Raw genomic sequence first — 26,318 nt, 5'->3', positions numbered from 1 at the left:
TTTGATGAGTGCGTTATTGGCAATTTCCTCGTGTAAGGAGCCTACACAAAATGCCTCCAAGGAACATCAATACACGAATGCTTTGATTAACGAAACCAGTCCCTATCTGCTTCAACACGCCCACAATCCGGTAGATTGGCGACCGTGGAGTCAAGATGCATTGGACGAGGCTAAGAAAACGAATAAACTCGTATTAGTCAGTATAGGCTATTCTTCTTGCCATTGGTGTCATGTGATGGAGGAGGAAACCTTTGAGAATGACTCAATCGCTAAATTAATGAACGAAAATTTCATTAATATAAAGGTAGATCGTGAAGAACGCCCAGATGTGGACCAAGTGTACATGACCGCAGTACAATTGATGCAAGGAAACGGAGGGTGGCCCTTGAACGTAATTACCCTGCCTAATGGAAAACCATTATACGGCGGAACCTATCACACCACGTCGCAATGGGAAAAAGTACTTTCAGAAATAAGTAAACTATACAAGGAAGACCCGGAAAAAGCAGAAAAATATTCCGATATGGTCGCAGAAGGGATTCATGAAATGAACCTTATCTCTCCCTCCACAGATTTTGAAATTCTAAATAAAGAAGTACTGACCGAAAGTTTAAACAACTGGAAACCGAATTGGGACACCGTATGGGGTGGCGAAAAGAGCGAAGAGAAATTTATGCTCCCCGTTAACTTGAATTTTTTACTTGATTATGCACTACTTGCCAATGATTCGGAAGCATTGCAACATGTGGAACACTCGCTAGACAAGATGGCTATGGGTGGCGTTTACGACCATGTGGCAGGAGGTTTTTACAGATATAGCACAGATTCTGAATGGAGAATCCCCCATTTTGAGAAAATGCTCTACGATAACGCTCAGGCGCTAAGTCTATACGCGAAAGCCTATAAAGTATTTCGTAAGGAAAAATATAAAAACGTCGTACAGGGTACGATTTCGTTTTTGGAACGGGAAATGAAAAATCCTGATGGAGCCTATTATGCTGCCCTAGATGCACAAAGTGATGGTAAGGAAGGCAAGTTTTACGTTTGGACAGAAGCCGAATTAAAGAATATAATTCAGCAAGATTTTGAGTTATTTTCCGCCTATTATACGATTCAAAAAGAACGTGTTTGGGAGGACGATACCTATGTGCTGTATACAACCTTGGCCGATTCACAATTTACTACCGAGCATAAGTTAACCCTAGCGCAACTGGCAAAATTAAAAACAACTTGGCACGAAAAACTCTTAAAAGCAAGGGATAATAGAGTACGTCCACGTACCGATGATAAAATATTGATATCATGGAACGCCCTACTTATTAATGGTTATGTAGACGCCTACAAAGCTTTAGGAACAGAATCCTATTTGGAAACGGCACTGGGTATCCTTCATAGCCTGCAGACAAATGGATATACCGATGGCGAATTGGGGCATTCTTATAAAAAGGATAGCAAACATATTCCTGCTTTTTTAGAAGATTATAGTCTCTTGGCCAATGCGGCACTAAACCTGTACGGCGTATCCCTAAATCCAGACTACCTAAAATTGGCTGAGAACCTAACGAAAACAGCACAGGAAAAATTCAATGACACGGCATCTGGCATGTACAGCTACAATCAAGGCAATGAATTAATAGCCCAAATCATAAAAACAGATGATGGTGTGCTCCCCTCGCCCAATGCTATGATGGCTCAAAACCTATTATTATTAGGACACATTTATTATGACAAAGAAGCCATAAAAAAAGCGAAGACCATGTTGTCCTCAATGGTACCATTTGCTACTGAAAAGCCGTATTCGTATGCAAAATGGAATAGTATTTTACTACAAAGCACCTATCCGTTTTATGAGGTAGCCATAGTGGGAAGAGAAGCCAAATCCCTAATAGCGTCAATGAATACAGAACATATACCGAACACCTTATTGGTAGGTAGTGCCGTAGAAAGCGAGCTTGCGCTGTTTGAAGGTAGATTTAACGATGAAGATACCTTTATTTATGTCTGCCGGGACCATACCTGTAAGCTTCCTGTAAAAACGGTACATGAGGCGTTGAACCTTTTAGATGATAAAAAAAATACATCCGCAGTACCTGCCTTAAATTTTTAATAGTAGACTGGGTGTTCGTATCATCTCAAATATTTTTAGGGAGCCAAAAACCTAAGGTCATTTAGCTATATTTGGCTAAATCATTCTTTATTTATGACTTCTTTCATAGTAACAACCCTAATACAAAACACAGAAATACTAACGTTTTATGGTTGGTGGCAGTTTGGGGTTTGTTTGTTTGCCTTTCTCTCCCTATACGCCATCTGGTGGCATATTGGAAAAAAACAAAACGATTTTGGTCAGGTATGGCTTGCGCTGTCAGTGCTCTGTTGGAGTATTTCCGGTGTACTACAAGTGTACCACTATCAACAAGCAGTACCAAATGTATTATTGCTAGAAGGTTGGCGCAGCGTTCTCTCACTGCTTAATAGCTTGTTTATATTGTTGGCCTTGCCGTGGTTTCGATTTCTACCAAAATCAATTGCACCGCTGATCAAATCAAAATACTGGCGGGTTATCGTTGGCTTGCCTTTTCTTTTTTCACTGCTTCCGACCATTAGTAAAATGTATTCTGGTAAGCCCATTGCCATCATAAGCGAACTGGATGTGTACTATGCGTTGCTTACATTAGGATTTTTAGGCCTCGTGTTATGGGAGTCCTTTGCAAAACGAAGACTACGACTGCTGGCTTGGCTTTCACTGGTATGTATCGGGATTACGCTAGTGGCACAGTTTTATAAACTGAGCGATGCTCCCGTAAATCTAAATCTCTTTTCAGCCATCTTCAAAAGCTGTCTTATCATGTTGTTCTTCGCCTTAGCCTTAAGTTGGGTCAAGGAACTTTCAGAAAACATTTTGCCCGATGTGGTGAATTTTAAAATACGTTTTGATAAGAAAATTACAGCTGGTAAAGCTACAAACTGCGTTTACATTCTAGGCATTCCCGGTAAGCCAGAAAGAGAAATAAACCTTACACCCAATGTTCATGACTTATTTTTGGCCTTTGCCAAACACAAAAAAGAAGACAAAGATAGCTGGTTGGAAATTAGACCTAAGAATTTTAATGTAGGCAACAAGCAATACGACATTAATGACTATAACCAGATCAAGCGACTTTTAACAGGTATTCTAGATGGACTTTTTGGAAAAGGAAATTGGACCCGAGAGCAACACTTCAAACCACTAAAAGGTCTACTATTTGAAGTGTCCGAAAAAAGAGAGCGCAAAATTCGCTTGGCTATTCCGCCAGAGAATATTTTCCTTTAAACACGGTCGATTCATAAGATTTGTCAGTATAGCAATTACTGACATTTGAATATTTTTTCTGACGTTCACATTTTGTTTTCAATAGGAACCCCATTTTGCGGTCAAAACCGATATATGACTACCAAAACGAAGTATCCTTTAGCCAACCTATTTTTATTTCTATTGCCAAGCCTCTCCGCAGGACAATCCAAAGGACTAGACCAACAGGTCAACGATGCGTTTATGCCCCTTGCCACGTGGTGGGAAGATTTAATCTTTACAGAAATACCCATTGCCGGCATTGGAATTCCTATTGTGCTCATTTTTCTTTTATCGGGTGCGTTGTTCTTTACTATCTATTTTGGCTTTATTAACCTAAGACATTTTTCTACCGCCATACAGGTAGTACGTGGAACCTATGATGAACTGGAAAAAACGGGAGAAGTTACTCATGACCAAAAATTAAAAGCAACAAAAGACATAAAAGGCACCATAAAGGATGAAGGCCACTTTGGGGAAGTCAATCACTTTCAAGCCCTTACAACGGCCGTTTCGGGAACGGTTGGCCTTGGTAACATCGCCATGGTGGCCGTGGCCATATCCTTTGGCGGACCAGGGGCTACCTTTTGGATGATCGTTGCCGGACTCTTGGGTATGTCCTCCAAATTTGTAGAATGCACACTTGGGGTAAAATACCGTGATATAGATGCACAAGGGAATGTATATGGAGGCCCCATGTATTATTTATCCCGTGGTTTAAGCGAAATGGGATATACACATTTTGGAAAAGTACTGGCAACGGTTTTCGCCATATTATGTGTGGGCGCCTCCTTTGGTGGAGGAAATGCATTTCAGACCAACCAAGCAGCCGCCCAAATTATAGAACGTTTTTCCTTAGGGGGTTCAGGGATGGGTAGTATCATAGGGGTTATTTTCGCAGTATTCGTAGGCATTGTCATTATTGGGGGTATCAAAAGAATTGCCAAAGTCACGGAAAAAGTAGTGCCTTTTATGGCGGTACTTTACATTAGCGCTGCCTTATTCATAATCTTATCTAACTACAGCTATATCGATGATGCCTTCACTCTTATTTTTAAAGAAGCATTTACACCAAGGGCAACGATAACAGGTGGTTTCATAGGCGTTATGATTCAAGGATTTAGAAGGGCCGCCTTCTCAAACGAGGCAGGTGTTGGCTCTGCTGCCATAGCACATTCAGCAGTAAACACACGTTTTGCAGCATCCGAAGGCTTGGTGGGACTATTGGAACCATTTATAGATACCGTAGTCATATGCACTATGACGGCCTTGGTAATCATCATGTTCAATGAAAACGGAGCTTTTGTTTATGGTGATGTTGTAGACGGACTAGCGTTGATGAAGGATGGATCGCGCCTTGGTGGTGTAAACATCACTTCTAGAGCTTTTGATACCGCCATACCAGGCTCCTCATATGCTTTAGTAGTCGCTGTCATCCTATTTGCTTTCTCCACAATACTTTCTTGGTCCTTTTATGGATTACAGGCTTGGAAGTTTTTATTCGGAAGAAGTAAACAAAGTGATTTGACCTTTAAGCTCTTATTTTTACTATTTACCGTCTTGGGCGCAGCAGTAACCTTAGAGGCGGTAATCAAATTTTCGGAAGCCATGCTCCTAGCACTGGTTTTTCCTAATATGATAGGGCTGTTCTTTTTATTCCCAAAAGTAAAACAGGAGCTTACAAGATATTTGAATATCATAAGCACAAAATCTAAAATCAGCTAAAAAGACCATCGAACGCTTCATCGGACTGACTTTGGTTTTACTAAAAAAGCTTACTTTTAAAAATGGGTCATTCGTTTTTTTCAACTCCAATTCCTTAGATTTAGCTAAAGTTTCAAAATCAGTCCTATGCTATTATTTTTATTGATTGTCAGTGTCCTAATAATTGTAGTGTTAACGGCCAAACTAAATGTTCATCCCTTTTTGGCACTTCTCGTCGCTTCCCTCTTTTATGGGATAAGCACCGGAATGCCTTTAGATGTGCTCATCACTTCCATTGAATCTGGTTTTGGGGATACACTCGGTAAAATAGGTCTCGTAATTTTGCTTGGTGTCCTGATAGGTGCTTTTTTAGAACAGACCGGTGCAGCATACAAGATGGCGGAATTTGTACTGCGCATCATAGGAAAAAAGAACGTCCATGCTGCTATGGGTATTCTTGGTTATATCGTTTCTATACCTGTTTTCGCCGATAGTGGTTTCATTATCCTAAACCCACTAAACAAATCCTTGTCTAAAAAGGCTAAATTATCAATTGCGGGGACAAGTATTGCATTAATTCTTGGCCTTATGCTTACCCATGTAATGGTGCCGCCAACGCCAGGACCTATTGCCGCAGCTGGTATTTTAGACGCCGATATAGGACTGGTTATGGTGTTGGGTATTGTGGTAAGTCTCCTTTCCCTTTTCGTTGCTATACTATATGCCAAAAGAGTTGCCAGTAAAACCTACATAGACCCCAATCCTGACCTTACAGAGGAAGACATCATCGAAAAAACCAAATCAGCACCCAGTACCTTCAAATCATTTTTACCTATTGTTGTCCCCATCCTACTAATTATAAGCAAGTCCATCATTTTATTCAATATCGCGGATGATGCTAAAGATGATTTTTTATTCCAACTGATTTCTTTTTTAGGTTCCCCGCTCATAGCCTTGCTCTTTGGGCTACTACTGGCTTTCACCCTACCTAAAAAGTTTGATATAGCCATGCTGTCCGAAGCGGGCTGGACAGGGAAGGCCTTGCAAAGCGCATCTACCATACTTTTGATTACTGGAGCTGGCGGAATATTTGGGAAAATCCTTCAAAACTCAGGAATCGGTGACAATATGGCCCAATTATTTGAAGGAATCATGATAGGCATCTGGCTTCCATTTCTTTTAAGTGCAGCGATTAAAACCGCTCAAGGTTCTTCCACTGTAGCTTTGATAACCACGGCCTCCATAATGGCTCCGTTAATGACCACTATGGGTTTTGATTCTGAAATGCTAAAGGCCTTGGTAGTTATTGCCATTGGTGCGGGTGGCTTGGTTGTTCCGCATGCGAACGATAGTTCCTTTTGGGTAGTGACACAACTTACAGGAATGAATGTAAAAACGGGCTATAAATTATACACTAGAGGCGCACTAGTTATTGGAGTTTTTGCCGCCTTTGTCGTTTTTTGTATTTCTTTATTCGTCTAATGAACGTTTTCATCATCACCCCAAATACCCATGCATTTTTTATTCTTGGCTGTTACGTATCAGTGTTAATTAGAGGCTATACCCACTACAAAGGACTAGCTTTACGAGCGCTACCAAAGATGTATAATAGATTAAATTTTTACTTTAATACAGAAGTGCAGTCATGCTGATATTAAGATAACTGCACTTTCATAAATATCTTAAAAAATTACTTTTCTAGTTTCCTTTTTCGTAATCCGCCAAAAACTTAGCTAAGCCACTGTCGGTCAATGGATGCTTCAACAGACCTTTTATAGCGGACAACGGTCCGGTCATTACGTCGGCGCCAATTTTTGCGCAATCGATAATATGCATTACGTGGCGTACGGATGCTGCTAGTATTTCGGTTTCATAACCATAGTTGTCATAGATCATTCTGATATCGGCAATTAGACCTAAACCGTCTGTTGAGATATCATCCAACCTTCCAATAAACGGTGAAACGTAAGTTGCTCCAGCTTTTGCGGCCAATAGTGCCTGACCTGCAGAGAATACCAAGGTTACATTCGTCTTAATACCTTTATCGGAAAAATACTTACACGCTTTAACACCGTCGGCAATCATAGGGAGTTTTACTACAATCTGAGGGTTCAATGCCGCTAGCTTTTCCCCTTCGGTAACCATGCCTTCAAAATCCGTGGAAATAACCTCGGCACTTACATGACCTGGAACTACACTACAGATTTTCTTGTAATGTTCCAAGATATTCTCCGTTCCAGTAATTCCCTCTTTGGCCATTAATGACGGATTAGTGGTAACACCGTCCAAAACACCCATATCCTGAGCTTCCTCTATTTCCTTTAAATTTGCTGTATCTATAAAAAATTTCATCTTTAGTATTTTAAATTGATTCGTTATTTTAAAAAGTCCACTACTTGCGTGAATACCTGTGCTCCGGTAAATCCAAATTTCTCGTCCAACACTTTTGCTGGTGCCGAGTATCCAAAGTGTTCCAAACCGAATACTTTTCCGTTTGGTCCCGCCAATCCTTCTAAATTAACAGGCAAACCTGCCGTAAGTCCAAAAATAGGTTTGTCGGCTGGAATTACAGATTCTTGGTATTCCTTAGATTGTTGTCTAAAAATTCCTTCTGAAGGGATGGAGGCAATATTCACTTTTAGACCCTCTTTGCTTTCCAATAGTTCCGCAGCTTCCACCAAGGTAGAAACTTCTGAACCATTGGCAATAAGCACCACATCTGCATCGGCCACTTTTTTTACCAAATAACCTCCTTTTTCGGCACCTCTTGCTACTTGATATCTATCCCCTGTTTGTGCCGGTACGTCTTTAATCCCTTGTCTGGACAGAATAAGACCGGTAGGAGATTTTGAATTCTCCATCGCCATTTTCCAAGCAATATTGGTTTCCGCTGAATCCGCTGGCCGTATGGCAACGAAACTTTGCTCGTGACTATGGTTCTTTAATTTTTCTAGTAATCGTATTTGTGCTTCTTGTTCTACTGGCTGATGCGTTGGACCATCCTCACCTACCCTAAACGCATCGTGGGTCCACACAAATTTTACGGGAAGCTCTTGGATACAGCTCAAACGGATGGCGGGTTTCATATAATCCGAAAAGACAAAGAATGTCGCCACCACAGGAATAATACCCCCATGCAGTGCAATTCCGTTTGCTATAGTCGCCATGGTCAATTCTGCTACCCCTGCTTGCAAAAAGGCCCCTGAAAAGTCGCCCTTTTTAAGAATAGTGGTCTTCTTTAAAAAGCCGTCTGTTTTATCGCTATTGGATAAATCTGCAGAAGAAACAATCATATTTTCCACATTTTCTGCCAAGTAGCCCAAGACTCCAGAAGAAGCCGCTCTTGTGGCCAGACCCTCTTTGTGTGTAATTGAGCCAAAATCCAGATTAGGTAAATCCCCTGAAAGGAATTTATCCAGTTTGTTGGCTAGTGCCGTATTCGCTTCACGCCAATTATTTATTTCTTCCTTTTTTCTTGCCGCTGCCTTTGTTTTACGCTCAATAATATCTGCATAAAACGTTGCCACCTTTTCAAAAATGTCAAAAGGATTGGAAACATCAGCACCAAGGTTCTCCATCGTCTTGGCGTAATCCGCACCCGTATCACCAATTGGCTTTCCATGAAGTTCCGTATATCCTTCATACATGGAACCATCTGCGGTAACACAGCCCTTACCCATAATGGTTTCTCCTATGATCAAAGTGGGCTTTTCCGTTTCTGCGTTCGCATCGGTAAGTGCCTTTCGTATCTGCGTATGGTCATGACCATCTATCGTAACTACCTTCCATCCCCAAGCTTCATATTTTTTGGCCGTATCCTCTGAGGTTACCTCATCTGTTTTTGAGGATAACTGTACATCGTTAGAATCATAGAACATGATGAAATTATTCAATCCCAAGTGACCCGCAATCCTTCCGGCACCTTGCGAAATTTCTTCCTGTACACCTCCATCGGAAATAAAACCGTACACCTTATGATTCATCCAATCTCCAAAGCGTGCTTGTAGAAATTTAGCGGCAATCGCAGCGCCCACGCCCATGGTATGTCCTTGGCCCAGTGGTCCAGAGGTATTTTCAATTCCTCTTTCCACATCTACTTCTGGGTGACCGGGAGTAACGGAACCCCATTGTCTAAAATTCGCAACATCATCTTTTTTATAGTTTCCTAACAAATAATACTGCGCATACATAAGGGAAGATAGATGTCCGGCATCCATAAAAAAACGATCACGAGATGGCCAGTGCATATCGGTAGGGTCATAATTAAAAAACTCTGAATATAGAATATGCATATAATCGGCTCCTCCCATGGGCCCTCCTGGGTGTCCGGATTGTGCCTTTTCTACCATGGCTACCGCCAAAGCTCTAATGTTATCTGCGGCTACTTGATCTAATTCCTTGTTCATTTTATCTTATGGTTACGTTTCGCGGTATGATTAAATATATAATATGAATTTAAAAATCAAAGATACCCGATTTATAATGCTATCAAAAATTTAAATCGAATTTGACGGTTGGGTATTTCAAATTAAAAAACGAATTGTTTTGTTTCCAAAATTAGTCGTAGCAGAAAGCTTCAGATTAATAGTATATCCTCTTTCTTGTATAAAAATTCGCTGAAAATCAAGTGCCACTTTTTTTAAACAAAAAAGTGAACCATTTACATGGCTCACTTTCTTAACTGGTCGGGATGACAGGATTTGAACCTGCGACCACTCGACCCCCAGCCGAGTGCGCTACCGGACTGCGCTACATCCCGAAATTAGTTAGGCACCTTAAAATAAGATGCAACATTTTTATATCTCAAAAACTCAAAATTAAACACAGTGTCATTTAACCTGAGTTTTACAAAGGAATCACCCCTTGTAGAAGTTTGCAAAAATATAAAAGTTGAATAGATGTAGTGCTATGTTTCTTGGAAAAATAATAGAAACTATTCTAGACTCTCCAGCCACTCAAACATACGTTCCGTCCAACCCCTAAGATGAGCATCATTTCGAGCCAAAGAAAATCCATGCCCCCCTTTGGGATAAATATGCATGGTAGCCGAAACACCGGCATCCTTCAATGCCTTATAAAACATGAGACTGTTTTCAACCGGTACGCCCTGATCATCACTTGCGTGAACTAAAAAAGTGGGTGGGGTATCTTTAGTGACATGTTTCTCATTAGAAAAATATGTTGTCATTTCAGCTATCGGGTTCTCCCCTATCAGATTCCCCTTAGAACCCCTATGGGTCATTTCTCCAAAAGTAATCACGGGATAACCCAACGCCATAAAATCAGGTTTAGCACTTAGCACATCAATTTGGTCAACAGGGTCATACACTTTTTCATCAAAACGCGTTCCCAACGTTGCGGCTAAGTGACCACCGGCCGAAAATCCCAATACTCCAATTTTAGAAGCTTGAATATTAAATTCAGCAGCTTTGCTCCTAACCATTCGCAATGCGCGCTGAGCATCGATAAGTGGTACGTTTTGCTTATCCTTCTGCGATGCTGACGATGGCAATCTATATTTGACCACAATCCCAGCGATACCCTTACCATTCAAAAATTTAGCAATATCCGTACCCTCCCAATCATAGGCAAGTATTTGATATCCTCCGCCTGGAAAAATAAGCATAGCCTCTCCTGTAGCGTTCTGTGCCGCGGGTAGGTAAATTTCTATAGAAGGTACTTGTACGTTACTAATACGTAAAATTCCATTTTGTTCTTGTGCTTCTTTTTCGTTACTGTCTACTCTGTTTGGTATGCGGTCCTGAGGCCAAAGCGGAATAATAGCATCTTGTGCGAACATTGTTCCCGATAGAAGAACGAAAAGGCTAAAAAATAAAGTTCTCATCCAGTATTAATTTTAGTTGCACTCCCATTTAAAATTGGCCACACGATCATTTGAAGCGGACGAAAGATTGTAATGCCACCATTCGGTCCGAATAGACCAAAAACCATGGGATTCCATTGTTTCTTTCAATAGTATTCTATTGTCTAGAATTTGCTGTGGTAAATCGGTCATATCATGATAAGCGCGCTTTCCAAAGAAATCAAAATCTGTTCCCATATCCAATTCTTCCCCATCTAGGGTTTCTAAGGTGATGTCCACTGCACCTCCTTTATTATGAATACTTCCTTTTTTGGGGTTCGCCACATACTGTGGATTTGGAACAATTTTCCACATCTTGTATTGCACAGAGTTTGGTCGGTAGCAATCAAAAAACTTTATTCGTACCCCACTTTTTTCAAAATCAGCATTGGCGGCTAGAAGGGCCTTGGCAGTCTTCACACGCGTATAGCACTCCGCGCAATCATAAACTTTTTCTTTTAGAAAATTATTTTCCGTAGCATAACGCATATCATATGCGAAACCATCACTATAATCTGCCAAGCGGATAAAGGTAGAATCCGCAAGTGATGTTAAGGGTATTGGACCCGTTTTTTTGTTTAGTTCCGCAACTTCAATGGCTATTACCTTAATTGTATCTTTTGTTACCTGTTCTGGAATTCCTATGTCTTTCTTTTCATCTCTCTTCTTTTCTCCATTGCAAGCGACGAGAAGTACGCCTAACAGAATTATACAAAAGACAGTAGAAGTACCAATCGGTTTTTTAATGCCTATTTTTAAGAAAAAAAATCTATGAAAATTTAACACCTATTATATGTTTTAACTAATACCATTTATGGCTTGTATTCTCTACCAACTTGTACAAACAAAATACCTAAAGGCAATTTAACTAAAAACTATGAAACACTATATTTCTCTTTTAACAATGGTCGTTCTGATGGCTGTTTCATGTAGTGAACATAAAAAAGAAAAGCCATCTGAGAATGAAAAATATCCAACCGCTTCAGCATTAAAAACTAAAAAGAAAACGCCGCCCAATCTAGTGCTTATTGTTGCAGATGACCAAGGCTGGGGGGACTTAAGCTATAACGGAAATACAAATATCCAGACCCCAAATATAGATAGTTTAGCCATAAATGGTATTTCTTTTAATAATTTCTACGTGCAGCCCGTTTGCTCACCTACGAGGGCAGAATTACTTACGGGGAGGCACTTTACACGTTTAGGAGTATACGCAACATCCGAGGGAGGCGAGCGAATGAACCTTGATGAAACCACGTTAGCGGATGTTTTAAAGAAAGAGGGATATGCGACAGCAGCCTACGGAAAATGGCATAATGGCATGCAACCTCCTTATCATCCAAATTCCAGAGGTTTTGATGATTTCTATGGATTCGCATCAGGTCACTGGGGCAGCTACTTTGATCCCATGCTAGAGTACAACGGAACTATTGTAAAAGGCAATGGCTTTCTGGTAGATGACCTTACAAACAAAGGGCTACAATTTATTCAAAAAGAAAAAGAAGGTCCGTTTTTTCTATATCTACCTTACAATACACCACATAGTCCCATGCAAGTACCCGATGCCTATTGGAACAAATTTAAGGATGCGACCTTGGAAAAGCGATACACGGGGAACGAGGAGGAAGATCTAACTTTTACTAAAGCCGCACTGGCTATGGTAGAAAATATAGATTACAACGTGGGGCGAGTCGTAAGTAGGTTAAACAAATTAGGCCTAGAAGAAAATACAGTGATTATTTTCATGTCCGATAATGGTCCCAACGGATGGCGATGGAACGCTGGCATGCGCGGCAAGAAAGGTTCTACGGATGAAGGGGGTGTGCGGTCTCCGCTACACATGCAATGGAAAGGCACCCTTAAAGCTGGAAAACGCATAACACAGATAGCGAGTGCGATTGACATACTGCCCACACTCGCAGGTTTGTTCCAAATTTCTACTTCTATTGAGAAACCCATAGATGGAATAGATTTGTCAAAACTACTTTTGAACGAAACGTTTCCCATACAAGATAGATTCATCTTCAATCACTGGAATGGAAGAACAAGTGTTAGAAACCAACACTATAGACTAGATGAAACAGGGCGTTTATACGACATGAAAAATGATGTAGGACAAACATCGGATATTTCCAAAAACCTGCCTTTAATCAAGTATTCGCTAGAGCGAGCTAAATCCAAGTGGTTAAAAGACACCGGAGCAAAGCAGCCCTTACAAGATCAAAGACCTTTTACCTTAGGCCATCCAGAACATAAGTATACGCAGTTGCCGGCACGTGATGGTAAACCATATGGAAACATCAAACGAAGTAATCGATTTCCAAACGATACTTTCTTTACCAATTGGACTAGTATTAGCGACGCTATAACCTGGGATGTTAGCGTATTAGAAAGTGGAACTTATGAAGTAACTCTAATGTATACCTTGGCAAAGGGCGATGAAGGCGTGGCTATTCAGCTAAAGCATGATAAGCATAAATTAATTACCACCCTTACAGAATCTCATGATTCGCCCTTAACAGGTATGGAACATGACCGCAGCCCAAGAATGGAATCCTATGTAAAGGACTTTAAATCCAAAATACTAGGAAACATTTCTCTTGCTAAGGGAAGAAGCCCGCTGGTTTTAGAAGCGGTAAAAATTCCAGGAAATAAAGCTATGGATGTGCGTCTACTGCTATTTAAGCGCGTTGAGTAGTATTTGAATGTATGCATTAAAACTCGTGTAAAACTTAGCTAAAACAGTTAAAACCCTTTATGTGTGCGTACATTTTTTATACAGATGTATTCATAAACCCCTTTGTAAACATTTAAGTTCCATTACATATAATTACCGATAATTTTATTCTTACCTTGAACGTCAAAACCGAATTTAGATGAAAAACATTTTAGCTGTGGCGCTCCCATTACTCCTTATTTTAAGCTCTTGTAAAGAAGCAAAGGAAGTCCCTGTAACTAGCCAAACTAGTTCAAATGAAAAATGGATGTTAGATTTTAAAAAAACGAAGGTAAACCCTATCATGACCGCCGATTCTATGTACGTATTCAATGATCCGGTAAGTAACAAAGCCGTTCAATGGCAAAAGGCCGATGTCTTTAATCCAGGAGCGGTCGTGCGTAATGATACTGTATTTGTGCTTTTTAGGGCAGAAGATAATCCTGAAGCTATTCTTGGCGGAAGAACTTCCCGAATTGGACTAGCTTATAGTACAGATGGTATTAATTTTACAAAGCATCCACAACCTATCTTATATCCTGATAATGATGAATTCTCAGAATGGGATCAGCCTGGAGGTATCGAAGACCCCAGAGTCGTGGAAACACCGGAAGGCACTTACATTATGATGTATACAAGTTGGAACAAGGATGTTGCCCGTTTGTCTAGTGCCACTTCTGATAATCTTATTAGTTGGACAAAGCAAGGCCCCGTTTTTGAAGATGCCCATAAGAGTAAATTTCTAGATGTATGGAGCAAGTCCGGCTCTATGGTGACAGAATTGGTGGATGGAAGATTAATTGCTAAAAAAATTGATGGTAAGTACCTTATGTACTGGGGTGAACTATTTGTTAATCTTGCCGTTTCCTCCAATGGAGTTGATTGGGAGCCTACCCTCAACCAAGATGGCGAATTGTTATACTCCTTTACCCCCACCATAAATGAATTTGACAGCCATTTAACAGAACCTGGGCCTCCTGCACTATACACTGATGCCGGCATACTGCTATTATATAACGGAAAAAATCTTAGCGGGGAAGGTGCGACTTCCAAGTATCCAGAAGGAACATACTGTGGAGGACAAGTATTGTTTGATAAAAATGACCCTACAAAGATGATTGAAAGACTGGAAACTCCTTTTATATGCCCTAGCCTCCCACATGAAATTAGTGGACAGTATAAAGCCGGCACAACATTTATAGAAGGGCTCGTATATTTTAAGGATAAATGGTTTTTGTATTATGGTACGGCGGACTCTATGGTTGGATTAGCGGTAAAAGAGTAAGAACAATTGAATGAAGCCAGGTCTGAGTAGCATGATTTTTATTGGTGCCACCATTCCCATTTGAAATAAATCCAAATAAAAACCTCTGTTACCGTGGTAACAGAGGTTTTATTCTTTAATCAAATTTTGTTACTCCAAACTTCTAAAGAATTTCACATTTCCCGGCATCTGTTCTACTACTCTTGAAGATTCATCTTCAATAAAAAAATAGTCAACGCCTAATTCTTTTCCTCTTTTAATAAGCCCGTCCATGTCTATTTGACCGGTACCTAAAGTAACATTGGTTTCTACGTCCGAATGTCCTGAAACATCGCCTACCATACCATGTTCCATATCCTTTAAGTGCATCAATTTAAACTTATCTGGATATTTATTCAATAATATCATAGGGTTTCCCCCGCCATGTTGTACCCAATATACATCCATTTCAAAGCCAAAATGTTCTGCATTTTTAGCCATGTAATCAAAAAGAGAGCCGTCCTTATAATTTCGAAACTCATACCCATGTGCATGGTACACTAGCGTAATACCTTCCTCCTTTAACCGTTTTCCTGCCTTATTAAAAACTTCTGTAGCCTCCTTTGCCTTTGCGAAATCGAAGGTACCGCCTTTATGATCAATCCAGGCACACATCACATAAGTAACATCATAATCCTTAGCATTTTTTATGACCTTTTCTACGTCGTTCTTAAGGTCCATATAACCACCTTGAATACTACGCATGGTTAAACCACGTTCTTTCAACATTTTTTTAAACTCTGCCAATGGAACGCCATAGCTATCACCTCCTTCAATATTGGTAATACCCCAAGATTCAATAAGATCTAATGTACCCGGAACGTCTGTTTTAAACTGATTTCTAAGACTGTATAACTGCAAACCTAATTCCTGTCCAACGGTAACAGCACTAGAGCTAAGAAAAATGCAAAGTATTAACAACTTTTTCATTATGAGCAAGTTAAATTTACAAGTGTAAACTAATAAATTAGGTTAATAAGTTCCCTTTATCATCCCATGTGGCCACCGTATTCCTAGTGCTTTGATCAATACATTTGGCAAGCCACTGTGGATCGTATGCTACGCCATGTTTATCCAAAACATCCTGTGGTACCCCATCCCAAACGTTTGGCTGGTTTCCTTTATATCCCAAATCGGCAATACCTACTTTAGACGTATAATACCCAGTTACTACGAGATTACGCATCAAAGCAAAAAATTGTATTTCTAAAGGCTGTTCATCTAGCGGTATATCATCATCATGAAAACAAATTTGATCGCAAATCTGTTTTTGTTGTTCCAAGGTAGCCGACTTGAATTCAATTCCAAAGTCGGTATTGCTCTTATGATCCATCCACATTAAGCCTCCAAGCAATGTGTTTTTCATATCGGGCATATCCTTACCTATGAATTCTATAAATTCAGGCACATCCGCTTCTAGCGGTCCGCCGTGTGGTTCTTTTGGTGGAAGGATCACAGTGCTTAATACCGCTATGGTTTCCATTTCATGTTCATTAAAAAGCTGTTCTGCTTTCAATTTCTCGATTCGCTCCAACTCATCCGGTGTCCTACCAAAATATTTAGTATCCTCTGGAATCGTTAATGCCTCATCCGCAGTTTTATCTTCTGTTTTACAACCATGAAAAGCCAAAGCGGAAGCTCCCGCCCCTAAAATCATCGTTTGTATACTTTTTCTTCTATCCATTGCCATACTTTAGATATTTTGCTGTTTTAATTGTTCGATAATATAATCACTTGCTCTCCAAGACAGCGCTAAAATTGTCCAAGTACAGTTCTTATCGGCTTGAGAAACAAATGGCCCTGCATCTACAATGAATACATTATCCACATCATGCAACTGATTAAATTTATTGGTTACCGACGTAGTAGGGTCATCACCCATCCGAGTCGTACCTACTTCATGAATAATTTCTCCAGGGGCATGAAGGCCATAATCCCTATCTTTGCCGGGCTTATTCAAATAAATACCGCCCATGTTATGTGAAATTTCTTCGAACGTGTCTTGCATGTGTTTGGCCTGCCGCACTTCAATATCAGACCACTTGTAATTAAACTTAAGTACTGGTATACCATAATCATCTACGGTCGTAGGGTCTATTTCACAGTAATTATCTTTTACCGCCAAACCTTCACCTCTACCACCAAAACCGACAATTGCACCATAATAAGACTTTACTTCATCACGAAGCTTATCTCCATAGCCACCAGTAGGAAGTCCCACTAACTTGTTAAAAGCACCTTGATCAAAGCCAAAACCATAGTTGGGTTGCCCCATACCACCCCAGACTTCGATATGATATCCTCTTGGAAAATCCAATTTCTTGGTATCTCCCCACCAAGGACTATACACATGCATACCTCCCACGCCATCTTCATTGTAGGAAACATCACGGTTCATAAGATCTGGTATAAAAGCCATACCACTGCTTCCCGTAGAATCATGCAAGTATTTACCGATAAGGTTACTGCTATTGCCCAATCCGTTTGGATGCTGCTTACTTTTGCTATTCAACAAGATACGTGCAGAACTACAGGCCGAAGCCGCTAGAACTACTACCTTTGCCTTTAATTTATATTCTTTTCGATCTTCCTTACTGATGTAAGATACCCCTGTTGCTTTTCCTTCATCGTTGGTAGTTACCTCGCGTACCATTGCGTTGACGAATAGCTTTACTTGTCCGCCACTTTTCTGCGCCGGAAATATCAAACAGCTACCCGCAGAAAAATCTGCATACACAGAACAGGAACGTCCACATTGTCCGCAATAAAAACAGATACCACGATCATTATTGATTCGTTTTGTCAACATGGACATACGACTAGGTATTACTGGAATACCCGATTTTTTTGCTCCCTTTATATAAAAAAGCTCGTGTAATCTTGGTTTAGGGGGCGGAAGAAAGAAGCCATCTGGATCATCTTCCAAACCTTCGTTAGTACCAAAAACACCAATCAATTTATCTACCTTATCGTAATACGGTTTTACATCATCATAGCCTATAGGCCAGTCCTCGCCATATCCATCTCTAGTCTTGCCCTTAAAATCCTTCGGGCCAAAACGTAAGGAAATACGACCCCAATGGTTGGTTCTACCGCCCAACATTCTCGCGCGCCACCATTTAAAAGTAGTTCCGGATTCAACCGTATACGGTTCTCCTTTTACCTCCCAGTCACCATAGGACATATCCCATTCCCCAAAAGCCCGATCGGTACCCGCTCCTCTTCGAGGCGAGTCATAAGGCCATTTTAATTGGGTCATTGTTTTGGGATCTGCAGGGTCAAAAAATGGCCCAGCCTCCACTACTGCAACGTTAAGGCCTGCATCTGCCAATTGTTTGGTAGCCATACCACCACCAGCTCCGGAGCCAACGATTATAACATCAAAAATTTCTGAAGATTCTTTTATTTGCATGTATAGTAATTTTGGAAGTTAAGTTAAGGCTTTTGGTTTAAACATTAAATATTTTTTATACGAACGACCAAACATGTAGTGTCCAGTTACACCAAAAGCATAGGGAATGACATAAATAGATTACTCATTTTATCAATTTTATAAAAAGCATATAAATCTAAATTTTGGACTGAACTGGGCTATATTCTATAAACGGTTGTATCAACTAATCCTTAATAACGAAGCCGTTACTTTTGAACTATTATGTATCTTAATCAATTAATTCTGCTATTATTCCAAGTATAGAACGCTACAATAACACAATCATGAATCGAAGACACTTTATAAAAGGTACCTCAGCATCGCTCCTACTTACCTCAGTAAGCAATTATGGTTTTGAATATTTTAAAAATGAAATTCCCAAACGCGTTGGACTAATTGGTGCCGGATGGTATGGCACCAGTGACCTTTTTAAACTAATACAGGTGGCCAATATAAACGTTATTGCAATCTGTGATGTAGATCAAAATCATTTAAATGAAGCTTCCGAACTGATATCAAAACGTCAAAGATCTGGCAAAAAACCTAAGTTGTATTCTGATTATAGAGAAATGCTTGAACATAGTAAACTGGATATCGTACTAATCGGTTCTCCAGACCACTGGCATGCGCTACACTGCATAGCTGCTTTAAAGGCAGGAGCTCATGTATATGTTCAAAAACCTACCAGTGTAGACGTAATGGAGGGTGAGGCCATGGTAGCCGCAGCAAGAAAATATAATCGTGTGGTTCAGGTAGGGACACAACGAAAAAGCACACCACATTTAATTGATGTAAAAAAAGAAATAGTTGATGCAGGTCTTCTAGGTACCATAGCCCATGTAGAAATGTGCTGTTATTACCACATGCGTGCAAATGGGAATCCACCAGAGCAATCGTTACCGGATTTTCTGGATTATGAGATGTGGACCGGTCCTGCACCGCTTAGACCCTATGATGGGATTCCGCATAAAAGATGGTGGCGTACCTTTAGGGAATACGGCAACGGTATAATGGGCGATATGTGCGTTCACATGCTAGATACAGTGCGATGGATGCTGGACTTGGGTTGGCCTCAAAAAGTCAGCTCTCAAGGTGGAATCTTTGTACAAAAAGAAGGGAAATCGAATACGCCAGATACCCAGTCGGCCGTTTTTGAGTATCCTGAACTTAACTGCGTATGGCAACATCGATCATGGGGGAATCCGGTAGACAAGGAATATCCGTGGGCATTTATCATTTATGGTGACAAGGGAGTGCTAAAAGGAAGCCCAATGCAAGCCGATTTTATCCCGAGAGGAGAAGGAACGCCCAAGCATTTTGACGTTTTGTACGAAAGGGAAAAATATCCAGAAGATCTCGTCGAAAAAGATAACGAACTCCATGCCGCACCTGCCACAAGAGGCCACATGATTAATTTTCTTGAAGCGATACAAAATGGCACTCGCCCCGTTGCCGATATTGAAGAGGGGCACATTTCCTCAGCAAGCTGTATTTTAGCAAATTTAGCTATGGATCTTGGTCGGCCCCTCGTTTACGACCCAAAAACAAGAACGGTTATAGACGATGCCGAAGCTACCCAATTATTGACTCGGGAATACAGGGCGCCCTGGCAGCATCCGCATCCGGATAAGGTGTAGCTAACCTGTTAACGATTGAATACGGTTTTAAGTTATAACCACTGTCTTTAAATATAATGGTATGAAATATAGACTTTAGATATATATCAAGCTATCGAGCCATAGCCTATTGGATAGTTCCGCGACTAAATATGCTGATTCACAATATTCTCGAACAACTCCTGCTTGCCACTTTGCAATTTTAGCTCACTACTTTCTTTCGCAATTGTATACAGGTCATTTAAATCTAGTTTCCCATCGGCAAAGGCTTTTCCCTTTCCGGAATCAAAAGAGCTATACCGTTTTTCCCTAAGACTGTTATAGGCTGAAGACGAAATTATTTTATCAGCTGTCAATAATGCTCTGGCAAAATTATCCGCACCACCAATGTGGGCATGGAAAACATCGTCCAAATCGGTCGAATTTCTTCTAATTTTTGCGTCAAAGTTAACGCCGCCACCCTGAAGTCCGCCGGCCTCTAAAAAAACCAACATCGCCTCGGTCGTTTCTAGAATATTATTCGGGAACTGATCCGTATCCCATCCGTTTTGGTAATCTCCACGGTTGGCATCTAGGCTTCCTAGCATGCCTGCTTTTGCGGCAACGGCCATCTCGTGCTGGAACGTATGTTGCGCCAAAGTGGCGTGGTTTACTTCAATGTTGATTTTAAAATCTTTATCCAGTCCGTATTCTTTTAAAAAACCTATAGCCGTAGCAGTATCAAAGTCATACTGGTGCTTCATAGGCTCCATCGGCTTGGGTTCAATAAAGAAGTTTCCTTGAAATCCCTGTGCCCTTGCATAATCACGCGCCATACTTAGGAACTGACCCATATGGTCTAATTCCCTACCCATATCCGTATTTAAAAGCGACATATATCCTTCGCGACCACCCCAAAACACATAGTTCTCTCCATCTAAGGCGATGGTTGCATCCAAGGCTAATTTTATTTGGCCACCAGCTCTCGCTACTACATTAAAGTCTGGATTGGTAGCCGCACCGTTCATATACCTTGGGTTGGAAAAACAGTTCGCTGTTCCCCATAGTAATTTGATTCCAGTAGCATCTTTCTTTTCTTTGATGTACTCGGTAATCGTAGCCAAACGTTTTTCGGATTCTGCAAAGCTTGGTCCTTCTTGAATCAAGTCAAAATCATGAAAACAGAAATAATCAAACCCCATTTTACCAATAAACTCAAATGCGGCATCGGCCTTATCCTTGGCAGCTTGCACAGGGTCGGTGGATTTATCCCATTCAAAGTTTTGTGTTCCAGGCCCAAAAGGATCTGCACCTTGTCCACAGAAGGTATGCCAATACGCGACAGCGAATTTAAAATGGTCCCGCATCTTTTTTCCTGCGACAACCTGCTCAGGGTTGTAATATTTAAACGCCAAAGGATTATCAGAATCCCTTCCTTCGAACTTAATGCTTCCAATGCCCTTAAAATATTCCTTATTTCCTGCTACTGCCATATTATTTTTTATTTAATACCAATTCTAGTTCGTTTTTCCATATTACGTATGCTTTTGTGTATGCTTCCACTTCCTTGGAAGGTTTGTAGGTCATTACATAATCGTTTTCCATGATTCGTTTGCCGAACACCTCAAAATCACCTTTGTGAAGGTCCGCAGCCCTTGCCGCGCCAATGGCACCGGTTGTATTGTATATTTCAATATCATGCGAAATAAGGGTGGATACCGTGCTCGAAAATATTTTGGAACGAAAGAGATTATCATTCCCTGCACGTATTACATTTATCTGGCTTCCGTCCGATCGTAAGATATCCATTCCGTAAACAAAAGAAAATGCTATCCCCTCCAAAGCAGCCCTACACAAATGTGCTTTCGTATGATTGTTCAGATTGACGTTAAGAGTTCGGGTACCTATGTCCTTATTATTTAGCATCCGTTCCGCCCCGTTACCAAAGGGAATAACACAAACCCCATCCGAGCCTACAGGAACCGAAGCTGCCAATTCGTTCATTTCTTCGTAGGAAGCAACATCCAAATTGTTCAGCAACCATCGAAATTGAATTCCGGCCCCATTGATACAGAGCAACTTACCAATTCGAAGTTTCCTGCCCGATTCATAATTGACATGGGCAAAATTATTTATTCTTGCATATTCTTTTACCGAAAGGCTATCCGTTACTGCATAAACAACTCCAGAAGTACCACCTGTGGCGGCTACCTCTCCTGGATTAAAGACATTGAGCGACAAGGCATTATTAGGTTGGTCCCCGGCCCTATATAAAATTGGCGTTCCTATATGTAATCCACTTTCAGAAGCTCCTTTTTTGTTCACAGTGCTCTGTTCTGAAAACGTTGGTACAATCTCCGGAACCTTACTGCCATCAAAACCATAATAGTCCATGAGTACAGCTGCAAGGTCGTCTTTCTTAAAATCCCAAAATACACCTTCGGAAAGTCCAGATACCGTTGTATTCATAGTTCCAGATAAACGGTACGCAATATAATCGCCCGGCAGCATAAATTTATATACGCGCGCATAAATCTCCGGCTCGTTTTCCTTTACCCATTTAAGCTTGGAAGCCGTAAAATTGGATGGTGAATTGAGCAAGTGTGCCGCACATTTATCTTCTCCAATAGACTCAAAAGCTTTTTGTCCAATTTCTACCGCTCTGCTATCGCACCAAATAATGGAATTTCGCAACACGTTACCATCCACATCCAACAAAACCAAACCGTGCATTTGGTAGGAAATACCGATACCTCCTATTTCGGCATTTGTAATTTTATTCTCAGTGGTAACCTTAGCAATTCCAGCGCATGCATGTTTCCACCAATCTTCCGGGTTTTGCTCTGCCCAACCATTTTTTACAGCAATAATGGACATTTCGGTTTCCGGTTCCTGAACTACGCTCAGACTCTTACCTGTTTCTGCATCCACTAGGGCTACCTTAACCGAAGAACTTCCTATGTCGAGACCTAAATAATACATCAGCTTCATTTATAAAATCACCAAAAAAATCGGCTCGTTAAAAATAGGCACAAAAATGCACAGATGAAACTATGGCTCCCATATTTCTGGTATCCAGTTAAAACTATAATCTACAAGAATATTACAAATTGTTGATTTGCAACAAAATAAGAGATTAAAAAATCCTAAACATGAAACCGAAAGGCATCCGTATGGTACAAGAAGATATATGTTTCTTTTTCATTAAAATGTAATTTTTACATTTGTTCCAACTTGGTCAAGGCTTCCGACTTTGAGTTTACATCCAGTTTCAAGTAAATATTCTGAATATGAAAATTGACAGTACTTGTTGTCACAAACAGTTTGTCTGCAATCATTTTGTAGGTAGCACCCTTAAACAAGTAATCTACAATTTGATTCTCTCTTTCCGAAAAGAAGTTAAATGACTTTTTATGGAAGTTCGCCACTACTTTCTTAATAATATCATTGCTCATTGCAGCTCCTTCGCGTTGTACACTAACCAATGCATAATGCAATTTTTCCGAGCTCATAGGTTTTGTAAGATAGCCGTTGGCGCCCTCTTTGAAAGCTTTTTTAATAACATCAAAATCATTATTTGTACTTATCATAATGACTTGGACGTTCCTATCTTTCTTTTTAAACAAGCTTATAGCGTCTATGCCATTCCCGTTTTCCAAAGCTACTTCACAAATAATAATATCCGGTTTTGTTTTCTTGAACTCCTTTAACGCCTTAGTTAAATTTGTGTAGGTTTTAGCTAAAACAAACTCGCTAAAAGGTTCAACATAGGATTGATATGCAGCACTTAAAAGTTCATCTTTTTCTATAACAATAATTCTTGAATTTTGAGTTTTCATAATAGAGGGTTAGCATGATAACCTGCTTACAAATAGCAGGGTAACAAAGTTTAACGGTGTCTTTAGTTTAGGTGTATCTAATTCTGTTTTACAATAAAATAGCAACAGTAAGTACACTCCCTAAGCCTCAGCGGTTTAGAGAAAAAAGCATACGAATACCACGCTTAGTATCAAACGGATACCAAGACATATAACAACGTACTCATGTATTATATACTGATATAAGAGTACGTTCCTAAAATAAAAAATGTGATGGTCTTATCTTATTGGTATTTGATGCTTGAGAAGATACTCGCAGCGATACCAATTAAAAACAGCAGTCTGTTTTTCTAAGAACTTTAAAAGTGTAGCTCTAATCAGGAATAATCCAGAGCTTTTTTTTAAGCGGAATAGTAGGTAAAAATTATCCATATTCTTGGGGGGATTTGGGGTTAAACAACTAGCTAAATAGCTTTTTACAACTGAAATATATGTAATATCAAAATATGTTAGTTCAATTTGTGCTTATTTTCGTTCAAATACAAGAATTGATTACCGTTTATCGATGCAAATGGATGAAATAGTTGATTTAATTCTAGTAAAAGACAAAAACACTTTAATGAAAAAGGAGGGTTTGGCCATCCCCCCGGATACCTTCCCTCCTCTTATCGACAATCCACTAAAACATATATATTAAACAACCAAATACATTCTTTTTGTCTTGCACTATTCTTCCCTGCTATAGTACCCCTCATCATCTTCGTATACGTTAGAAGCAGTTGCTGTGGAACGGTCTACCTGCATAATCCATTTTTCGTCTCTATACTTGCCTCCCAAATCAGATACTGACGCAAATTGTGCTTCTTGTTTCACATCATAATCAGCCAAATAGACATAATGCAAACCATTTTCTTTATTGTAAAACTGCTTTGGCTGTAGCCCCTTTTTCTTTAGGCTCTCCACGAAGGCATTCAAATATTTTTTATTCTTGTACACGTTAGCAATTACGTAGTATCCCGATTTAATGCCGATGGCATCTGCGTCACCCAGCACTTTCACAGGTAATTCAGCATATTCCGTTCTATCAAAATCGTTGTATTTGTTCTCCTTCGCAGTATTTACATTGGTACTGGCCAAATATGTGTCCTCTTCCTTGCTATAGTCCTGTAAGCTAGATTTTATATTGTCTTTGATATCATTACGTAAAAGTCGGACAATAGTTTCAAAACGCTCCTCGAAAGCGGCAATACGAGATGTCTCAATAGAATCTTGGCGCATCATAAGTTCATCTAAAATAAGCTTGTTCTGATAGGCCAAGGTGTTTTCATCCATAGTCCCATTGGCCATTTTTTCATTGAACTTAGCTTCCTTTTGCTTTTTATCCTTTTCGGCCAATAAATCAGAAATCTGTGCCTCGTAATTGCGTACGATTCTGTCTATCTTAGCATCGTTGGAACTGTCTACATAACTATTGGCCATGCTATTTTCGTTCTTAAACGTATAGGCCAAGGATAACTCATGGTTCCATCCTAAATTAGCTTCCTGCTTTGACAGGTCTTTCTCCATTAGATACCCAAGCGACATAGTTTTACTTAAATTAAATCCTACACCGGCAGACATTCCATACTCCTGATCAACCGTAGCCTGCAACCAGCCATAACTTGGCATATCTAACACCATAGAACCTAAATAATAAAGACTACCATCCAAGTTCTGACCTACCTGCGCCAAAGGCATTAATCGTGCATTTTTAAAAAGTCCTCTGGTCGCTTTGAACTCATGGGTATATTGAACAGATGCCTTGATACTGTTTAGTGACAAATTCATTATAAACTCCTCTGTAGTCTGATTGTACCGAAATAAATCTTCAGCATATACCCCGAAATCAAAATTACCTAGAGACAGATTCATCCCTGGTTGTATGGCAATCCTACTTTCGTTTCGAGCATCTGAAATCGTTGGATCCTGTTCCGATATGACCACTCTATTCTTATCTACACCTTTACTAACGTAGGTAATATTCGTGCCAAATGCTAGGGTACTATTCGCACCTAAGTTTACCGATGTAGCATAGTTTGCATTAAATCCGAACTCCTGAATCACACCAGACGACTGACTATAAACCCCAATTCCTAAAGCGGTTCGGTCATTTAGTTTGTTGCTAAAGCCCAAAAAATAATTTTGACTGTTATCGTCGAACGTGGCGTATTGGTTTCGGTGCAGTATGTTCAGATAGGATTTGTTTTCCCGAACCAAAGAAAAGGTTGGGTTAATCAAAAATCGATTAAAAAAAAGTTGATTATGGTATGCACCGGAAGTAGCAATCTCTGTTTTCGCCTCTTGACCATACACGGATAAACTACTGGCTATTGTGGTTAGTATGGAAAAAAGAACTATTCGTACGGCTATTTTATTTGTAAAGTCCATTTGAATATTTTTTATGTTTTAGATGAAATGTTGTCCTACAACAGTTGCCATCCCATTAACCTGGAATTATAAACTGATGTTAAAAGGTCAATCAAAAGCGCATTTAAAAGGTTGGGTATTCCTTGCGC

General features: G+C 40.1%; 18 protein-coding genes and 1 tRNA gene. 7 read left to right on the top strand and 12 right to left on the bottom strand.

Annotated features, from left to right (window positions below):
• Positions 1 to 4: 4 nt before the first annotated feature.
• From MS6x_RS17535 to MS6x_RS17520, 4 genes are all read left to right on the top strand, one after another.
• Entirely contained in the window at positions 5 to 2,107 is a 2,103-nt protein-coding gene (locus tag MS6x_RS17535; protein ID WP_482603896.1) for a thioredoxin domain-containing protein, read from the top strand.
• A 93-nt stretch (positions 2,108 to 2,200) separates the two neighbouring features.
• Positions 2,201 to 3,313 carry a hypothetical protein gene (locus MS6x_RS17530; RefSeq protein WP_482603894.1) on the top strand — a complete coding sequence of 371 codons (1,113 nt, stop codon included), beginning with the start codon at positions 2,201 to 2,203 and terminating at the stop codon, positions 3,311 to 3,313.
• Between the two features lie 114 nt (positions 3,314 to 3,427).
• Positions 3,428 to 5,056 carry an alanine/glycine:cation symporter family protein gene (locus tag MS6x_RS17525; protein ID WP_482603892.1) on the top strand — a complete coding sequence of 543 codons (1,629 nt, stop codon included), beginning with the start codon at positions 3,428 to 3,430 and terminating at the stop codon, positions 5,054 to 5,056.
• 126 nt (positions 5,057 to 5,182) lie between these two features.
• Complete coding sequence (locus tag MS6x_RS17520; protein ID WP_482603891.1) at positions 5,183 to 6,517, top strand: GntP family permease; 1,335 nt, start codon at positions 5,183 to 5,185, stop codon at positions 6,515 to 6,517.
• A 216-nt stretch (positions 6,518 to 6,733) separates the two neighbouring features.
• Here MS6x_RS17520 and fsa read toward each other — a convergent pair whose 3' ends face one another.
• The 5 genes from fsa to MS6x_RS17495 form a co-directional block, all read right to left on the bottom strand.
• Positions 6,734 to 7,387: a fructose-6-phosphate aldolase gene (gene fsa, locus MS6x_RS17515; protein ID WP_482603889.1), complete on the bottom strand. Its 654-nt coding sequence runs from the start codon at positions 7,385 to 7,387 to the stop codon at positions 6,734 to 6,736.
• Between the two features lie 23 nt (positions 7,388 to 7,410).
• The gene (locus tag MS6x_RS17510) at positions 7,411 to 9,441 is read right to left on the bottom strand and encodes a transketolase family protein (RefSeq protein ID WP_482603887.1); all 2,031 of its coding nucleotides are present in this window, start codon (positions 9,439 to 9,441) and stop codon (positions 7,411 to 7,413) included.
• 276 nt (positions 9,442 to 9,717) lie between these two features.
• Positions 9,718 to 9,794: transfer RNA gene (locus MS6x_RS17505), tRNA-Pro, on the bottom strand.
• Between the two features lie 174 nt (positions 9,795 to 9,968).
• Positions 9,969 to 10,880, bottom strand: a complete 912-nt coding sequence (locus MS6x_RS17500; RefSeq protein WP_482603885.1) for an alpha/beta hydrolase — start codon at positions 10,878 to 10,880, stop codon at positions 9,969 to 9,971.
• A gap of 12 nt (positions 10,881 to 10,892) precedes the next feature.
• The gene (locus tag MS6x_RS17495) at positions 10,893 to 11,684 is read right to left on the bottom strand and encodes a M15 family metallopeptidase (protein WP_482603883.1); all 792 of its coding nucleotides are present in this window, start codon (positions 11,682 to 11,684) and stop codon (positions 10,893 to 10,895) included.
• A 91-nt stretch (positions 11,685 to 11,775) separates the two neighbouring features.
• On the opposite strand from MS6x_RS17495, the gene MS6x_RS17490 reads away from it, so the two are divergent.
• Positions 11,776 to 13,596, top strand: a complete 1,821-nt coding sequence (locus tag MS6x_RS17490) for an arylsulfatase (protein WP_482603881.1) — start codon at positions 11,776 to 11,778, stop codon at positions 13,594 to 13,596.
• A gap of 178 nt (positions 13,597 to 13,774) precedes the next feature.
• Positions 13,775 to 14,899, top strand: a complete 1,125-nt coding sequence (locus MS6x_RS17485; protein ID WP_482603879.1) for a glycoside hydrolase family 130 protein — start codon at positions 13,775 to 13,777, stop codon at positions 14,897 to 14,899.
• Between the two features lie 129 nt (positions 14,900 to 15,028).
• On the opposite strand, the gene MS6x_RS17480 is transcribed toward MS6x_RS17485, so the two are convergent.
• The 3 genes from MS6x_RS17480 to MS6x_RS17470 are packed head-to-tail and all read right to left on the bottom strand — an operon-like array spanning position 15,029 to position 18,329.
• Complete coding sequence (locus MS6x_RS17480; RefSeq protein WP_482603878.1) at positions 15,029 to 15,847, bottom strand: sugar phosphate isomerase/epimerase family protein; 819 nt, start codon at positions 15,845 to 15,847, stop codon at positions 15,029 to 15,031.
• A 37-nt stretch (positions 15,848 to 15,884) separates the two neighbouring features.
• Positions 15,885 to 16,601, bottom strand: coding sequence for a gluconate 2-dehydrogenase subunit 3 family protein (locus MS6x_RS17475; protein ID WP_482603876.1), 717 nt, complete (start codon positions 16,599 to 16,601; stop codon positions 15,885 to 15,887).
• Positions 16,602 to 16,610: 9 nt separating this feature from the next.
• Positions 16,611 to 18,329 carry a GMC family oxidoreductase gene (locus tag MS6x_RS17470; protein WP_482603874.1) on the bottom strand — a complete coding sequence of 573 codons (1,719 nt, stop codon included), beginning with the start codon at positions 18,327 to 18,329 and terminating at the stop codon, positions 16,611 to 16,613.
• Positions 18,330 to 18,634: 305 nt separating this feature from the next.
• On the opposite strand from MS6x_RS17470, the gene MS6x_RS17465 reads away from it, so the two are divergent.
• Complete coding sequence (locus tag MS6x_RS17465) at positions 18,635 to 19,987, top strand: Gfo/Idh/MocA family protein (RefSeq protein ID WP_482603872.1); 1,353 nt, start codon at positions 18,635 to 18,637, stop codon at positions 19,985 to 19,987.
• Positions 19,988 to 20,112: 125 nt separating this feature from the next.
• Here MS6x_RS17465 and xylA read toward each other — a convergent pair whose 3' ends face one another.
• The 4 genes from xylA to MS6x_RS17445 form a co-directional block, all read right to left on the bottom strand.
• The gene (gene xylA, locus MS6x_RS17460; protein WP_482603870.1) at positions 20,113 to 21,438 is read right to left on the bottom strand and encodes a xylose isomerase; all 1,326 of its coding nucleotides are present in this window, start codon (positions 21,436 to 21,438) and stop codon (positions 20,113 to 20,115) included.
• Between the two features lies 1 nt (position 21,439).
• A complete protein-coding gene (locus MS6x_RS17455) occupies positions 21,440 to 22,927 on the bottom strand; it encodes a xylulokinase (RefSeq protein ID WP_482607189.1) in 1,488 nt (495 codons plus the stop codon).
• Positions 22,928 to 23,163: 236 nt separating this feature from the next.
• Positions 23,164 to 23,784, bottom strand: a complete 621-nt coding sequence (locus MS6x_RS17450; RefSeq protein ID WP_482603868.1) for a response regulator transcription factor — start codon at positions 23,782 to 23,784, stop codon at positions 23,164 to 23,166.
• 705 nt (positions 23,785 to 24,489) lie between these two features.
• Positions 24,490 to 26,190: a PorP/SprF family type IX secretion system membrane protein gene (locus MS6x_RS17445; protein ID WP_482603867.1), complete on the bottom strand. Its 1,701-nt coding sequence runs from the start codon at positions 26,188 to 26,190 to the stop codon at positions 24,490 to 24,492.
• Between the last annotated feature and the right edge of the window lie 128 nt (positions 26,191 to 26,318).

The sequence above is a fragment of the Maribacter sp. MS6 genome, from assembly GCF_056839185.1.
This window is presented reverse-complemented; position numbering and strand designations above follow the sequence as displayed.